This window comes from Sphingobacterium sp. MAE, assembly GCF_056711605.1.
The window spans coordinates 3,124,212-3,140,652 of sequence record NZ_CM160044.1 but is presented as its reverse complement, the minus strand read 5'-3'; the positions used below and the strand labels follow the sequence as shown (position 1 = coordinate 3,140,652).

The following is a 16,441-nucleotide window of genomic DNA, read 5'->3' as shown; positions in this document are numbered from 1 at the left end:
CAAAACATATGGCATTCGATAAAAAATCAATACGAAGCAAAAATGTGTTGTAAAGGCTGCACTTTTATTAAAGTAAAGTAAAACTATTGATTTGTTTGCATAATTCTCTTCATTATTTGTCAAATTTGTGATCAAGTTTATATTTAAATCTGTTTTGTAGAGATATTACTTTTCTTGAAAATTTATCTTTACAATAATGATCTACAAGATATAGGATCTTAAAAGATCGCTTTATTTCTTATGTAAAATGTTTAGTATAATTACACGGTAAAGAAAAAATACAATATCAACAATTAAATGAGTATGATGAACTTGAATGTACCTGCAACGACCTCAGAGTCAGTAAAAAAAATACTTCCGATCATTCTTGCGACTTCAATATTTATGCAGATGCTCGATTCAACTATCCTCAATACTTCATTGCCAGCTATTGCCAAAGATCTGAATGAATCACCATTAAATATGCAGAATGCCATTATCAGTTATGTCCTTACTTTAGCTGTTTTTATGCCTGTAAGTGGATTTCTGTCAGATAAATTCGGTACAAAGCGTGTTTTTATTTTCTCTATCGTACTCTTCAGTGCTGGTTCCTTATTTTGTTCGCTTTCTCAAAATTTGATGCAACTCGTAATCGCACGGGTGGTACAGGGTATCGGTGGTAGTTTGATGACTCCAGTAGGGAAATTGGCCCTCATCAAAACTTTCCCAAAAAAAGAATTACTTAAAGCAATGAATTTTGCGATCATTCCAGCTTTGATAGGGCCTGTATTAGGTCCTTTGGTAGGTGGGTATATGGTCGATTATCTTTCTTGGCATTGGATCTTTCTAATTAATATACCAATTGGTCTAGTAGGTCTTCTGTTGAGTCTGCGATATATGCCCGATTACAGATCAAATATCATTAATTTTGATCTAAAGGGATTTCTTATCTTTGGTGCCGCATCATTACTACTTTCGATTTCCCTAGAATTATTTGGCAATACCGCTCACCTAACACCAGTTTTACTCGTGGCATTAAGTGGATTTTTTATGCTGTATTTTTACTATCGCCATGCGGAAAAAGATGATAATCCTATTTTTCCTTTAAATTTATTTCAAGTGAGAACTTTTCGGGTCGGGATTTTAGGCAATCTAGCTACAAGATTGGGGATTAGTTCTATTCCATTACTATTGCCCATGATGATTCAGATTGCTTACGGTCAGTCTGCAGTGACATCAGGTTGGATCGTGGCTCCAATGGCGTTAACAGCTATCTTTGGTAAATCTGTAGTAATTGGCATCTTAAATAAGTTCGGGTACAGAGCAACTCTGATGACCAATACATTTATTATTGGAATGCTGATCTGTTGTATGGCCATACCTGCAGTAAATTCGTCTATATATTGGTATGTACCTATTATAGCTACTCTTGGTTTTTTTAACTCTATTCAGTTTACATCGATGAATACCATTTCTATAGCCGATTTACGGCAGTACCACACCAGCAGTGGCAATTCATTAGTTTCTGTCAATCAACAATTGGCCGTTGGTTTTGGTATAGCATTTGGACTCATCGTATTGAAACTTTTTCAAGGTGATGTAAAATTGATTCATCATGAAATTCACAATGCCTTCAGATACACGTTTTTAGTAGTGGGAACTTTAACGATTTTATCGGGATTAATTTTTAGAAGATTGCATTTTAGAGATGGAGATAATATGAAGACCGAAGAGAATAAAGGCCAGTAATCAAAACGGTATTTTTGGACCATCATGACACTTTTAGTTCTATTCATGATATCTCTTAAAAATCAAACAGGAGATATCTGACTGCCTATCAGATGTCTCCTGTTAAATATCCTGTCATGAGCTTGTCCCATAAATATAGAATAGGTGATCATTTGTGCTTTGCTTGTATAACTGTAGTACTTGTTATAAAGAGTTTACATTTTATACAAAAGATCCCTCATGTTATTTTTTTCGAACAGCTTTAAAATTTCCGTTTGGCTGTTTGAATGTTAATGATACAGCTTTGTCATTGACCAGTTCAAATTGAAGGTTATATCCGGTTAATATATTAATTTTAAAAGTATGATTTCCAATAGCTGTAGTTTCATAATCTGTCTGTCTTGGAACAGAAGCGATCAGAATATTGCCCTTCAGGTATACCTTGATAAGAGTGCCTCCTAATATATATTCACCCACATACCGATCCATCACTTCTTTTGACAAATCGACTGCTTTGGGGCGGAAAGTAAAGAAAACAGATTTTCCGTCCATAGGTATTGTCAGACCTGCAATCTTTCCATCATTACCAAAGCTGAAATTGAATTTAAATTCACTATAAGCAGTATCAATTACTCCTTTTTTGTCGATATCTCTAGCCTCGAAGACATCATAATGAAAATGCTTCAGGAAAACATGTTCTTTTCCAAATTTTGAAAATAGTGAATCGCCTTTATGATAAACCTGAATTATTCCTGCAATAGGATTATCATAAAAACCGACATAACTGTCTACTTGGTGAGAGGGACTGGTATTTAAGATTTGTTCTTTTTCTGCTGTCAGGTTTTTATTTTCCTTTTTCTTAGCTGCTTCTTTTTTCTTATTCTGCTCAGCATTCCAATCTATCGGATTGATTTTTAAAATACGATCGGCAATGGTATTACTGATGATCGCTGGTACGGGTGAATTGCTTTGATTGCTCAGTACGACGATACCGAGTTTATCTGATGGAAAAAAGGATACACTTGCAGAAAAGCCATCAATATTGCCACCATGCTCTACTTTATAATGTCCACGGTAAGAGCTGATCATCCATCCTAGACCATAGCTGGCCGAATAAATATCCTTATGCTCTTTCGGTAAACCGCCCGCTATTACCATTTGTGCAGAAGCGGCTTGTTCTATGTAAGACGATGGTAAAATATCGTTACCCATATAAGATCCTCCACTAGTCCACATTTGCAACCAATGTGCCATATCATTTACACTGCTATTAATTGACCCAGCAGGCCCCATGCCCGATATATCATAATAATCCACCCTATCGATCAGGCTATCGTTTTTTAAGGTGTAAGGCAGCGAAGCATCCGAATCTTTTTGCATATCGTAGATACTGGTATTTGAACGTGTCATGGCTAATGGTATAAATAGCTTTTCTTTTATATTTTGCTCCCAAGTTTTTCCAGTTATTTTTTCAGCAATTATACCCTGAAGAAGAAACATATAATTATTGTACTGCCATTTTTCTCTAAGTCCCACATTAGGTTCCATGTACTTGATTCGTTGCATTAAGCTATCTCGATTTGGCGTATTAAAGAGATACCAAGAATAATCATATCTGGAAAGTCCCGTACGATGGGTCATCAGATCACGAACGGTTATTTTATTATTCATATCATCATTAATAAAACGCAAGTCCGGTAGATAGCTTGTTGCCTTGCCATCCAAAGATAGCTGACCGTCTTTTTCTAGTAAACCAAGTAGGGCACAAGTAAATGCTTTCGAGCTTGAGCCTATGGCAAAAAGTGTATTGGGTGTTACGGGCTTCTGTTCTTCAAAGTCCCGATAACCAAATCCCTTACTATAAATGACTTTATTTCCCTCAGTGATGGCTACAGCAAAGCCAGCAACTTTTTGATCATGTAATACTTGGTTTAATACAAGATCTAAATCTATAAGTCTTTTATCAAGCTTAACCTTTTCTTGTTGAGCAAATGTCGAAATGCTGATTAAAGAAAGGGAAAGATAGATAATCGTTCTTTTCATCATATTAAAATTTGTTTTGTTTTAATGGCCTTATTTTTATAACAATCAAACTTATATGCCTATACATAAGAATTTTTGTTAAATCAATGATACGATATAATTATAATCTTTACAAGAAAAAAAATTATGGTATTGCAATATGGTATGGCTTGTGATTATTATTCATTTGTTAGTGCCTTTAATAGTTGGTTAATATGTTATGCGGATGTTTAATAGATGATCTGGGAACTTTCTTTAATACTGTTCATGACGAAAATACTTTTTGTTTGTCCAATGCCCTCTATCTCAGAAAGCTGATTTACAAAAAAATCATGGAATTCATCCATATTCGGTGCTAGAATTTTTAACATAAAATCAAAGTCACCACTGATATTATAAAATTCCACTACTTCATTCAATTTGCTCACTTCTTCAATAAATTTAGATGCGGTCTTTTTGTTATGTGCATTTAAAGCGATCATACATATTACCATCATTCCTTTATCCACTTTTTTACGATCTAAAACAGCCGTATATCCTTTTATGATCCCCAATTTTTCCATACGCTTGATTCGCTCATGAGTAGGTGTTGAGCTTAGGTTAATTCTGCCAGATAGATCGCGGACACTAAGCTTAGCATCTTTTTGTAATAAACGTAGAATAGCGAGATCCTTTTCATCAAGTGTATAATTTTCCATTTGTTCTTTTATGAGGTTCAATATTAATATTTAAAGTGCAAATGTTCTTTATTTTGTTTTGATTATGATGTATTGTTCCAAATTTAATGAATAGTTTTATTATTTGTCCCAATAATTTTAATTTTGCAGGCAATTTGAATGATATGGGAACAAGGAGAAATATAATATTAATACTAGCATCGATAGGAACTTTTGTTGAAGCTTTGGACATTGCCATTATTAACTTAACTATTCCCTCAATTCAACAACAGTTTCATATTGGTGCAGATAAGGTACAGTGGTTACAGACCTTATATGTTTTATTTTTTGGAGGCTTTTTGATTATTGGAGGTAAACTATCTGATGAGATTGGGCGTAAAAAATTATTTCTTTTAGGTGGGTTGATTTTTATGTTCTCCTCATTAGGCGCAGGACTCTCTCCCAACTTTGAGGCGCTTGCCCTATTTCGTGCTTTACAGGGGCTTGGGGCGGCACTTATTATGCCAGCATCCTTGTCAATTGTCACCAATACTTTTACTGAAAATCAAGAAAGAAATCGTGCATTAGGAGTTTTTAGTTCATTTGCAGCGATAGGGTCTGGAAGTGGATTGTCGATAGGAGGGATCATCAGCACCTACCTGAGCTGGCACTGGGTTTTCCTGATTAATGTTCCCATTCTTTTCATCACGTTAATATTAGCATATTATTACCTGCCATCAGATGAAAAAAATAAAAATGTTCAGAAAACAGACGCTATTTCTGGATTACTATTGGTTTTAGGCTTATTAAGCCTGACCTATGGTACACATGAGCTTATCCATATCCATGAACATACCCTATTGGTAGTTGGGTCACTTGCATTGGCCGCATTTATATTAAGCACTGTATTTTATCGTTTAAAAACAGTGTCACAACCCCTAATCAACCTCGAGCTATTTAAATATAGATCACTGGTGGCTTCCAATCTTGCATTCTTTACTTTAGGAGCATTTTTCATAGGATTTTTATTTTTAATATCATTGATGCTACAGAAAGATATGCATCATAGCGCTGCTTCAGCAGGTATCATGTTGGTACCTTTTAGTATCATGTCTGCACTAGTTGCTAAATTTATACTGCCCACTATTTGTCGAAAATTTTATCCTGCACAGATGGGTATCTTAGGATGGTCTTTTATGTTAACAGGTGCCATATCTTTACTATTATCCATCTACTTTGGTCATCCGCTACAGATTGTTTTATTCGGCGCTGCGTGTATTTCAGGAATTGGAATGACCATCTGCTTTACCAGTTTATCTATTTTAGGTATTCGTGATGTGGATTCCGTTCATTATGGTGTAGCTTCAAGTTTAACCAGTACGAGCTACTTTTTGGGAGCTGGAATCGGTCTTTCATTTATGACCCTAATGAGTCAGCTTTTTCCTTCAAAATTAGCCGTGGATCATTTAAGCTTAACTATTTTGGCCTGTTATGCTGTGATTGCTATGGGCATTTTGAGGTATTTGATCATTAAAGAATTAAAAGCTGAGAAAACTCAAGTTGCTATTTAAATGGAGTTACAGAAATGGAGTTAAAACTATGCCTAGCATCCTGTACAGTCTATTTTTATCAAACAAATAGAATACTGTCTTGGAGATAAGGGTATCCATTTTATCTTAAAATATGATCATGATCGATTAAATATTTAAAAAGGAATGATTCAAGTGGAATGCCTATTGTGTTGTAAATCATATAAATAAAAAAATCCTCATTTAGAAATGAGGATTTTAAGCCGTGCTCCCAACTGGGCTCGAACCAGTGACCAAAAGATTATGAGTCTTCTACTCTAACCAACTGAGCTATAGGAGCGGTATGTAGCCTTTTTGATGGCTCTGGTGCAAAGATAATAAATTCAAATTTATTATAAAACAATAATTGATAAAAGGTTAAAATAGTAAGTATCGTATATGTTATCATTTCAATTTTAACTTTCAATCCTTCGTTTTTTATCATATCAAAATAGGGAAGGAGTGTCCAAAAATATTTTTTTCAGCGTTCTTGGATAGACCCATAGTGATATCGAAATTTTAAAGAAATTAATAAATTAAAATTCGCTTAAAGATATTGCACATTAAAATTTTTACCTTTACAAACGTAAAAATCATAAAATGGAACAAAATAAATCAATGTCGGCCACCAGATTGTTTATTCTTGCGTGGGTATTTGGACTTATATTCTATTTTTTAGATTATGTCATACGTTCTTCTCCAGCAGTTATGCTACCTCAATTAGCCGAACAGTTTAAGGTAACTCCTGTTACTCTTGTTACGATAATAGGCACTTATTATTATACCTACTCTACGGTTAGTTTACTTGCAGGTTTGGCGCTCGACAAGTTCGGAGCTAAATATTCTTTATTTATCGGAACTTTTATCTTAGGACTAGGCTGTTTACTTTTTGTACTCTCTCATTCATTTTCAGGTAATGCAGGTCGTTTATTGCAAGGCGCAGGTTGTGCATTTGCCTTTCCGGGATGTGTCTACTTAGCTTCAAAAGGATTTTCTGCAAAATCATTGGCAACAGCCATCGGCTTTACACAATGTATAGGCATGCTTGGAGGCTCTGCTGGACAGTTCATTGTTGGTCCATGGATTGAACAGGGCTTGAAGATTAATCATTTTTGGCTCATAACTGGTCTAATCACGATTGTAGTTGCTTTTGGGCTTTTACTCGTCATACCTAAAAACGCTGATCAAGTTCAACCGGTTAATCAAGATAGTTCAAAAGGGATTTTATGGCCATATAAAGTTGTTTTTTCTAATCCGCAGTCTTGGCTGTGTGGTATAATATCAGGGTTATTATTTGCGCCTACTACAATATTTGCCATGACTTGGGGTGTTGCTTTCTTTCAACAAGATAGAGATTTTAGTTTTCACACCGCAACTATAGCCAGTGCGATGATCCCCATGGGGTGGGTATTAGGCTGCCCTCTGCTGGGGTATATAACGGATCGAATTGGTGCACGTAAACCTGTATTAATGGCAGGTGCAACAATGATGATCCTAGCTATCTGCCAGATCATTTTTATGCCAGATCTGTTATCGGCATATACCACTAATTTTATATTTGGAGTTGCTTCTGGTGCTGCCATGATCCCTTACTCGGTCATTAAAGAATCTAACCCAGATGAAGTTAAAGGTAGCGCTACAGGGGCGATCAACTTTATTACTTTTGGAGTTACCACATTGTTGAACCCCATTTTTAGTAAATTTTTTGGACAAACTTTATCTCAAGAAGCTGATAAATCTACACATTTTCAACTGACAGGATTATTTTGGATTGCCGGTATAGGACTTGCCATTATTTTAATGTTCTTTTTAAAAGAAACAGGACAAAAAAAAGTAAATAAATCGATTTCATAAGATCGATCCACTTTTCATAATGTAGTTATAGCGTCATCCATTCATCTGTATTTTTAAAGATTTTAAATGTCTAGTTTTTAATTATTTAAATTGAGTAGGGGTAATAAGCTCCTTCGATAGATGTTCTATTCTATTTTTTTTATGATGTTTTCTAAATGGTCAACCACTAGGTTAATTATGATTTTGTTGCCCGGATAAAATCTTTCCATCTCCGCTTGAAGGTCTTTGTAGGATTGCAATGCCTGATCGTCATTTGCCGTTCCAGCAACAACCGAAATAGAAATCACATAGGTACTATTTATTTTTTCAGCATACACATACTTCGTTACTTCCTCATCAAAGAAAGTTGTTTGGGTCAGGATGTCTGCCAGTTTATCAACATCATGATTAGTCAGGTTTTCACTGTCAAAAACAATTTCATGTTTCATAACACCATACGTATTAACTGTTTCAGTTGTTCCTGACCGATCCGTAACAAATATGACAGAAAATAGTATGATCAAGGTGACTATAAGACCAATTATTCCAACGCAAATTATACGTCCCCAACTGAAAACCTCTCCACCTGTCGCGATATAGTTTTCAATATTTTTACGTTGAAAATAGTTCAGTAAACCAGCAGCAATAGTGGTATAAATGATAGGAATTATTTGATTTGGAATTTTGATATGTTCTGGAATTAAGAATATACCACCACAAATTATAATGGTCGTAAGAACGGCGTAAATCCAAGTTTTTTTAGCTTTACCGCATTCTCCAAACACTTTAAAATTTTCTGCGATAAAGTAACCTGCAACTAAGGGACCACCTAAAAATGTTCCAACCCAAATTGCTTTATCTTTATAGATTTTTTTACTTCCATTCTGGATTTCAAGTGTTTGTTCCATATTATTGATTAAAGGGTGCATTCACACGCTGTTTTTGGTATTAAATGTAATATTTTCACCTTAAGTATACAAATTCACCTTCACATTTCCTCCGTTCACCGAGTTTTTCCTTGCGTTAGTCTAAATGTTATGGTTATCGGTTTATTTTTATCCTACTTTTAAATCAACAAATAGGGCAGCGGCTTCGGAGTTTCAGTTGTTGGATTTTGAGCATAGCTGGAAATGCTTATGATAACTTCATCAAAGATGAATAGCAAAATGTTATGTTTTAATTATCAACCTAAATTTAGAAGATCATGAAGATTATAAAACCTCTCCATATTACATTTATTTTCGGCATGTTGGTGACAACTGTTTTTGCACAGACCAGCAAGGAGCTGCAAGAAGAGATTACAAAAGTAGAATCCGGCCTAATACCACCAGTCCGGTTTGAGGGCGAATCTTCATGGGATATCGTTTCTCGGATGAAGTTTTATGATGTTCCCGGTGTAAGTATAGCTGTTATCAAAAATTCCAAAGTCATCTGGAGTAAAACATACGGATACGCCGATCTTGAATCTAAGACCGCAGTGAGCGCTAATACCTTGTTTCAAGTAGCTTCGATGAGCAAACCAGTAAGCGCTTATGCTGCTTTAAAGGAAGTAGAACTTGGTAGGTTAGATCCTGAAATGGATGTGAACACATATTTGATATCTTGGAAAGTTCCCGATAATGAATGGACAAAAACGAAAAAAGTCACGCTTAAAAATATGCTGAGCCATACTGCTGGATTCACTGTAAGCGGATTTCCCGGTTATACAATAAAAGATCCAATTCCCACAGCAGTTCAAGTATTGAATGGCGAAAAACCCTCTAATACGCCTATGGTTTTTGTTGATAAAATTCCTGGTGCTAATTTTCGATATTCAGGAGGTGGATATACCGTGATGCAGCAAATGCTTGTGGATATTGAACAGAAGGACTTTACAACCATAATGCGTGAAAAAGTGCTCTTACCTCTTCATATGAAAAACAGTACTTTTGCACAACCACTTCCACCATCTATTGCTCGGTTTGCAGCAACAGCCTACAGCGCAGACGGAAAACGAGTGGAAGGTAGATATCATATCTATCCGGAGCAGGCTGCTGCAGGTTTGTGGTCTACTGCAGAAGATTATGCCAAATTTGTCATTGATATTCAAAATACATTGAGCGGCAAAAGCAATGTCATTATTTCCAAAAAGACGGCTGAACAATTTACTAGTCCTTTCATAGAATCATTTATAGGCTTAGGTATTTTTCTTGAAAATTATGACGGCGAGATGTATGTTTCCCATGGTGGCTGGAATGAAGGGTTCAGTAGCAGTTTTATTGGTAGTAAAACAAGTGGTGACGGAGTTGTAGTGCTTACGAATACCAACAAGCCTCTGTTTATCAATGAACTCGTCCGTTCCGTTGCTTTAACATACAGTTGGCCTAATTATATGGCACCTGCTCATAAAATTTTACCTTTAACCCAACAAGATCTAAATTCCTATTTAGGAAGATACAAGTATGATCAGTATGGGTTTATCAAAGTATATAAAGAAAATGGTAAACTGATGGCTGCTCAGAACTTAAATGATCCTACAGAACTGATTAAAGTTGGAGAAAATACATTCGCGATGCGCGACTGGAATTTTAAGGTGAGTTTTGTACAAGATACCATCTCAGGAAAGAAAGAACTCATACAGACGTTGGCTGATCAAACTATCCGGTCTAAAAATCCAAAATTAGTTAAAGATGAAATTGTACCCCTGGAATTAATTTTAGAAGGTCATTTTGAAAAGGGTTTACAAGCTTATCAAAAAGCAAAAAAAGAGGATAGTAATCATGAACAACTTTCAGAAGGGTTTCTGAATAGCATGGGATATGTACTGCTCCATCGGAATAAGAGTGATCAAGCTATTGATCTTTTTAGAGTCAATACACACTTATATCCCAATAGTGAAAATGCATATGACAGCTTGGGAGAAGCCTATTTAAAAGCCGGTAATAAAAATAAAGCAAAGCAGAGTTATCAACAGTTAATTAAAATCAATCCTAAAAACGAACGTGCTATTCAGGTTTTACAAACGCTATAATAAAAAAATACAAAAAATATAGCAACTCATGTGATGACTCTCAGTGAAGAAATATAAAAGATATATGGATGTACCATTCATGGACATTTTTTGGACTTGAAAAACCTTTTGTAAGACACTGTGCAGTCGCTATTCGATACTATTGATAAATAAAATTTTAGCGATATTTTATCCATGATTTTTTGAATAAGCAAAAAGTAAGAATTTATTAATCAGCTCGCTACTGTATAGGACTACTGCCTTACGATAACGAGTAAACAAGTCTCTACAAATTCAAAAAAAATAGAATATGAGAAACAGATGCCAAGAATCATTGTTTATCATAATATGATACTAAACTCGTCTAAGATTCCCTTACGTTATATGTTTAACAAAGTAAAAAAGGAAATCACTTTGGTCGCCATTATTGGCTTAATTTTTAATGCCTTTACTTATGTATTGGAAGATAGGCTTCCCGATATGCCATTGGGGGTTCCTGCATTTTTAGGAACAGCGATATCGGTTTTATTATCTTTCAAAATGAGTCAATCCTATGAACGATGGTGGGAAGCCCGAAAGATATGGGGCGCTATTGTCAACGATTCTCGGTCACTTGTCATCCAGTTACAGGGCTATCTTGATGCCGAATATGCAAGCGTTATAAAGGAAATAGCATACAAGCAGATTGCTTGGTGTTATGCATTAGGGGATTCTCTTCGCGGTCTCAATCCTCTTGCTAGACCATTGGAACTGACACAGGATGAAATCGATTTACTTCACCACCATAAAAACGTGCCATTGGCAATCACCCAATTACAGGCACTCACGATCAAGAAATTATCAGAGAAGCAAGCTATGCATGAGTTTTATCGTGTTCAGCTGGATCAGACCTTAGTGCGTCTCGTAGATGCTATGGGTAGGGCCGAACGTATCAACACCACTGTGTTCCCAGTTACTTACCGGCTTTTCCTGCACGGAGCGATATATCTTTTTTTAATCACTTTATCGATAGCCATACAGGATGTAAGTCCGATTTTCGAGATTCCACTATTAGTTCTTATCGCAGCCTTGTTTTTCCTTGCCGATAAGACAGCATATAATCTTCAGGATCCCTTTCGTAATCGACAAAGTGACACACCAGTAACCGCCATAGCCCGGAACATCGAGATCAATATTAAGCAATTGCTTGGAGAAGAAGATATTCCTGAGCCATTGAAACCAAAGACATTTTTTATTCTCTAGTTTTTTTGGTAGAAAAGCAGTTTATTATCAGTATATTAAAGAAAGGGTTAGGAATTACAATTATTGAGTTGAAGGTCAGTTTAATCAGTGAAAAAGATATCTTTCAATCCTAAATGATCATAAATTTGAGCAACTCCCATTATATAAAGATAAGTAATGGGAGTTGTTATTTCATTTATTGTATTGATTTATAATTTAACTTTTATCTGATAAATTCTAGTTTCCTCTTCCCAGGGATGGTATCCCTGACCAATATAGTCAAATCCTAATTTTTCATAGTATCCGATATGGTCCGTGCAGAGATTTAGATAGGTAAAACCAAAATTTCTTGTATCTGTTTTTGCTCGATCAATGATTAGGTTGCCATAATTGTGGCCCCTATATTTTTCATCAATAAATAGTGCACAAAGCCATGGATATAAATCCATTCGGCTAATGAAATCATTTGTAATCAATCCTGCACATCCGATTATTTCATTTTCTTTCTCTAACAAATACCATTGAGGTAATGGTTGTTCTGCGTCTATACAATTTGTTATGCAATCTTCATAAATAATTGGTAATACTTCAGACCAACTGTTTTGTAAGTATTGTATGGCTTTCTCCTTATATTCTGGATTTTCTCTAACAGAAATTACGTTCATTTGTTTGATTTTTATGATAAACAAAGAGTAGCATAGCTATCCTTTAATATGCTCTATTGATGTTGTTCGTTCGATAATTTTACGAGGATACTATTTATATTGTAGGATTACAACAGATATCGATTCTATTACCGAATTTAATATTTCTTGTTTTAAATTTCCGCTTAAACTAAATCTTAATTTTAGCCATAAGACCATTATATATGATGAAGTTTCCTTCATCAAACTAACGATTATAACCTTAGTGATTTTATCGTTGTTTTTAAGATAGATTATGTTCATACATAAAAAACGCCATTTTTAACTAGCGCTTTTTATGTAAAATTATTTGATCTCGATGTAATCTTCGGATTGAATGACCCCTTCATTAATGTTAATTGTAACCCGGCCTTTAGTTTGCATAAAGTTGGAGGGGGCCAAAAATTGAAAACTATCATTTGTCCGATTCACGACTTGTACATACTGTCCACCTAGAAAAACCTGTTCTGCATGCATAATTCCTTTCCCTTTGACTGTGATGAGGTCTCCTGGATAGGCATACAGCGGACTTACACTACTGATGGTACTTTTTTCAATGTTGAATGATAGGTTACCTTCTCCAAATATTTGATCATTCGTCCCGTAATAATATACCTTTATGAGCGCTTTACCCTCTTTTTGATCCGGTATTTTAAAGGTCATCGTACCATTATTTAACTTTTTGTCATAAATAGCATGGTCATTGAGGTTTACACCATATTCTATGCCGTCTATGAATGTACCGCTTACTTTGATCTGATCACCGATGTAGGCTGTTTTAGTATCGACCTGAGATAGCGTAAGTTTACGGACTTCAATTTTATTGTTACTCGTTATTTTATCGTAGTACGGACTATTGATGCTAATAGGGTAGGAGCCATTGCTAATATCAGGAATCTGTAGTTGTATGGATTCATCGTAATTAAGCTGGCCTTGATCTGCTGCTAGCTCGCCAAACTGTACCGTAAACCGGCTGTTATAGAAGAACTGGTTGAATTTCATACCACTTACTTGTACAGAAGTTTTTGGATGAACGACAGATCTATTGAAGATCATGTCTGCACCGTTGGGCAAAATTAGTTGCACTGCAGTTGGGAAAATTACCTCATTTATACCGTTATGATAACCGATTTTAAATGTATTGCCCTTTAATCCTGCGATATCAAATAGATTAAATGGATTTTGATATTTAACTTTTATTCCATTTACAATCAAAAATAGGTCCGTTGTCTCTTGATATCGATCGGGTAGATTTTGGCCAGTTAATGTAATAGGCGTATTTAAATACATATTGCTTACGATTAAAGGATCGATCGTAGCTACGACCTTCACGCGAGGAAGAGCATAGCTTTCATAGTCCGGATATCCGTTGTTAGAACCTGCGCTTGAGATGTTCTGTAAAAAGAATTCGAGTGTCGAACCATGTGTTGCGGTGGTTTTGGGAATCACGTATGTTAGTTTCTTTTTATCTGAACTAATTTCGTAGGGAATAATCGTTTGGTAGTATGAATTTCGGATAAGATAAGATTCGTTTACGCCTTCAAAATTTCCATTGATGGTTATTTTATCACCTGTCCGAACAGATTTGATCTCAGCAGGTTCAACAGAAATATTGTTCCAGCGTATCATAACTGCTGTCGATCGATAAAAGCCTTTATCAGTCTGTATATAGAAACCTACAGCATAGCGATCTGCACTTTTCAATCCACCTTTAGGAGTAAAAGAATAGCTCAGGGTACCTATTTTGACATCTTTGCCCAAGGCAATTTGCTCCTCCTTACCACTATTACCACTTTCAACTCTAGAGATCAGCACGCCATATTCAAGAATATTTTCTTGATTAAGGGATACTAGACGAGTGGATACCGTTGCACCAGATTGGGATATTTCCTCTATTTTAGAAAATTCAAATGCGATGGGTTTGGACTCGATTATGGGTACTAATTTTTCTTCTGTCTTTTTACAGGCAACGCAAGTCAGCGCTGTCATAAATAGCATATATAGGATTTGTTTCATTTTATTTATAGAGTTGTGCTGAGCAATTAATGGATTTCAAAATAATTTGTTGATGATATGAGTCTACCATTGTTTACAATGGATAACCTCACTTTTCCTTTGGAAATACTAAGAGGGATCTGAAACATGATCTCATCGTCATTATAACTAATCGGAATAATTGGAATATCTCCAATAAAGATTTGATCGGCGTATTTGATAGCTTTTCCTTTCATTGTAATAATCTCACCTGCAGTTCCTTTTTCAGGTGAAAAAGAATCAAATGTAGGTGCTAAGACCGTTATTTTTAATGGGTCGCTTGGAAAATACAGTTGACCATTATACTGTTTATATCCAATTTTCCAGCTGGTTTGGCCCATTGCTATGTTGGGTATTTGAAAGGTCAGCTTATCCTTTTCTGCACGAAACTCATTTTCATAATCAGAATTTTCTAACTTTATTGTATATGGATAGCCTGCTATAAAATTACCGCTGATTGAAATCATATCGCCAATATAGTGTTCACTATTTTTTTTCGCCGACCATTGGAAGGGCTTGACCTGTATCATCTTATTAGAAGCTATATTCCCGATGGCATGGTTTAGTTGGAGTGTGTAGTTAGCTTCAGGAATATTATCGAGGTAATATTCTTCGTAATCATGCACACTTCGTTTCAGCATATAGTGCTTACTACTATTTGTTAAGGAAAGCGTCGGAACTTCTTGATTATAATAAAATTTATTGAAATCATCAAATTGCAACCTGACCACCGTGTTTGGATGTGCTTCTTTTGCCGTTAGATGAAATAGATCTCCTGTAGCTCGAGCGATCGTGATCACCCCAGGAAACATCACCGAGTCCCGACCGTTTAAATAGCCGATACGTAAAGTGTTTCCCTTTAAATTTTTTAAGTTGCTTAAACTTATTTCTCGTTGATATGGAATTGTTTGGTCTCCAATGATAACGCGTAGGCTATTGTTATAATTATTTATTTGGTAAGAATTTACTCCTTCAAGATTAATGCTTTCATTGAGGTAATAGGTACGCATACTTGGAGCTTTAAGATGACCAAGCGTGCGGATATCGACAAGTGCATGACTGTAAAATTTTGTAGACTCGTATCGGTTTAATATAGCACTAACATTTGCGTTATGTGTCCCCAATGTGGCAGGCATAACAAAAGATAGCTCTGTCTTTTCTTTGTTCAGCACGATTGGTATCTGGTAGGCTTTCAGTTCCTTAATATCCACACTGTATCTTTCATCAACTTTTGAAAAATCACCTTGGATACGCACGGTGTCGCCCGCAGCTTGAAGGAGCGTGCCCATAGCGTTGATCTTGATACCGTCAATCGTTTGATAATACACAACAGATTTGGCGTAGGACCTGTCTGTTTTAATGTAGAAATAATAACTGAACTGTTTTCCCAATTCAGGTTTATTTTTCGGTTTGTAGCTGTATTGAAAAGGGCCTATCTTCGGCACCATACCCATATCGATGGTGATTTCTTCATCTGGTGCATCCAGTCCACGAATGATAAGACCAAACTCCTGAATGTTTTCGTCGTTCAGTTTTTGAATCACACCATGGAAGATAAATTGTTCTGCACTGATTTCGCCCATAGGAGAGTTAGCGATCATGATGGGGCTGATATCGACATAGGTGGTTTTGTATTCTTTTGTACAGCTCGATAGGATGGGGTGTAGGGTAGTCATGAGAATAAAAGCTCCCCATAGGCTGTATCTTTGTGTTATATATAGCATTTTC

The 16,441-nt window shown here is 35.7% G+C and carries 11 protein-coding genes and 1 tRNA gene; 5 read left to right on the top strand and 7 right to left on the bottom strand.

Going from position 1 to position 16,441, the window contains the following annotated elements:
- The first annotated feature begins 303 nt into the window (after window positions 1-303).
- Entirely contained in the window at window positions 304-1,728 is a 1,425-nt protein-coding gene (locus AC06G9_RS13465) for an MFS transporter (protein ID WP_480956477.1), read from the top strand.
- A 222-nt stretch (window positions 1,729-1,950) separates the two neighbouring features.
- Here the strand turns inward: AC06G9_RS13465 and AC06G9_RS13460 are convergent, their stop codons facing one another.
- Window positions 1,951-3,753: a serine hydrolase gene (locus AC06G9_RS13460; RefSeq protein ID WP_480956476.1), complete on the bottom strand. Its 1,803-nt coding sequence runs from the start codon at window positions 3,751-3,753 to the stop codon at window positions 1,951-1,953.
- A 206-nt stretch (window positions 3,754-3,959) separates the two neighbouring features.
- Complete coding sequence (locus AC06G9_RS13455; RefSeq protein WP_094773410.1) at window positions 3,960-4,427, bottom strand: Lrp/AsnC family transcriptional regulator; 468 nt, start codon at window positions 4,425-4,427, stop codon at window positions 3,960-3,962.
- Between the two features lie 86 nt (window positions 4,428-4,513).
- Between AC06G9_RS13455 and AC06G9_RS13450 the strand changes: the two genes are divergently transcribed.
- On the top strand, window positions 4,514-5,956 hold the full coding sequence (locus AC06G9_RS13450) for an MFS transporter (protein WP_480956475.1): 1,443 nt from the start codon (window positions 4,514-4,516) through the stop codon (window positions 5,954-5,956).
- Window positions 5,957-6,180: 224 nt separating this feature from the next.
- Here the strand turns inward: AC06G9_RS13450 and AC06G9_RS13445 are convergent.
- Window positions 6,181-6,254, bottom strand: a tRNA-Ile gene (locus tag AC06G9_RS13445).
- Between the two features lie 299 nt (window positions 6,255-6,553).
- Here AC06G9_RS13445 and AC06G9_RS13440 point away from each other — a divergent pair.
- Entirely contained in the window at window positions 6,554-7,807 is a 1,254-nt protein-coding gene (locus AC06G9_RS13440) for an MFS transporter (RefSeq protein ID WP_094773409.1), read from the top strand.
- A gap of 125 nt (window positions 7,808-7,932) precedes the next feature.
- Here the strand turns inward: AC06G9_RS13440 and AC06G9_RS13435 are convergent, their stop codons facing one another.
- Entirely contained in the window at window positions 7,933-8,694 is a 762-nt protein-coding gene (locus AC06G9_RS13435; protein ID WP_480956474.1) for a hypothetical protein, read from the bottom strand.
- A 296-nt stretch (window positions 8,695-8,990) separates the two neighbouring features.
- On the opposite strand from AC06G9_RS13435, the gene AC06G9_RS13430 reads away from it, so the two are divergent.
- Entirely contained in the window at window positions 8,991-10,796 is a 1,806-nt protein-coding gene (locus AC06G9_RS13430; protein WP_480956473.1) for a serine hydrolase, read from the top strand.
- A gap of 363 nt (window positions 10,797-11,159) precedes the next feature.
- Entirely contained in the window at window positions 11,160-12,017 is an 858-nt protein-coding gene (locus AC06G9_RS13425; protein WP_480956472.1) for a bestrophin family protein, read from the top strand.
- Between the two features lie 188 nt (window positions 12,018-12,205).
- Here the strand turns inward: AC06G9_RS13425 and AC06G9_RS13420 are convergent, their stop codons facing one another.
- The 3 genes from AC06G9_RS13420 to AC06G9_RS13410 form a co-directional block, all read right to left on the bottom strand.
- Window positions 12,206-12,661: a GNAT family N-acetyltransferase gene (locus AC06G9_RS13420; protein ID WP_094773407.1), complete on the bottom strand. Its 456-nt coding sequence runs from the start codon at window positions 12,659-12,661 to the stop codon at window positions 12,206-12,208.
- 324 nt (window positions 12,662-12,985) lie between these two features.
- Entirely contained in the window at window positions 12,986-14,695 is a 1,710-nt protein-coding gene (locus tag AC06G9_RS13415) for an IPT/TIG domain-containing protein (RefSeq protein WP_346571062.1), read from the bottom strand.
- 26 nt (window positions 14,696-14,721) lie between these two features.
- Window positions 14,722-16,437: an IPT/TIG domain-containing protein gene (locus AC06G9_RS13410; protein ID WP_480956471.1), complete on the bottom strand. Its 1,716-nt coding sequence runs from the start codon at window positions 16,435-16,437 to the stop codon at window positions 14,722-14,724.
- Window positions 16,438-16,441 lie beyond the last annotated feature (4 nt).

Coding starts and splice junctions, on each gene's coding strand:
- AC06G9_RS13465 (WP_480956477.1), top strand. CDS start 304: ATGATGAACTTGAATGTACCTGCAACGACCTCAGAGTCAGTAAAAAAA.
- AC06G9_RS13460 (WP_480956476.1), bottom strand. CDS start 3,753: ATGATGAAAAGAACGATTATCTATCTTTCCCTTTCTTTAATCAGCATT.
- AC06G9_RS13455 (WP_094773410.1), bottom strand. CDS start 4,427: ATGGAAAATTATACACTTGATGAAAAGGATCTCGCTATTCTACGTTTA.
- AC06G9_RS13450 (WP_480956475.1), top strand. CDS start 4,514: ATGAATAGTTTTATTATTTGTCCCAATAATTTTAATTTTGCAGGCAAT.
- AC06G9_RS13440 (WP_094773409.1), top strand. CDS start 6,554: ATGGAACAAAATAAATCAATGTCGGCCACCAGATTGTTTATTCTTGCG.
- AC06G9_RS13435 (WP_480956474.1), bottom strand. CDS start 8,694: ATGGAACAAACACTTGAAATCCAGAATGGAAGTAAAAAAATCTATAAA.
- AC06G9_RS13430 (WP_480956473.1), top strand. CDS start 8,991: ATGAAGATTATAAAACCTCTCCATATTACATTTATTTTCGGCATGTTG.
- AC06G9_RS13425 (WP_480956472.1), top strand. CDS start 11,160: ATGTTTAACAAAGTAAAAAAGGAAATCACTTTGGTCGCCATTATTGGC.
- AC06G9_RS13420 (WP_094773407.1), bottom strand. CDS start 12,661: ATGAACGTAATTTCTGTTAGAGAAAATCCAGAATATAAGGAGAAAGCC.
- AC06G9_RS13415 (WP_346571062.1), bottom strand. CDS start 14,695: ATGAAACAAATCCTATATATGCTATTTATGACAGCGCTGACTTGCGTT.
- AC06G9_RS13410 (WP_480956471.1), bottom strand. CDS start 16,437: ATGCTATATATAACACAAAGATACAGCCTATGGGGAGCTTTTATTCTC.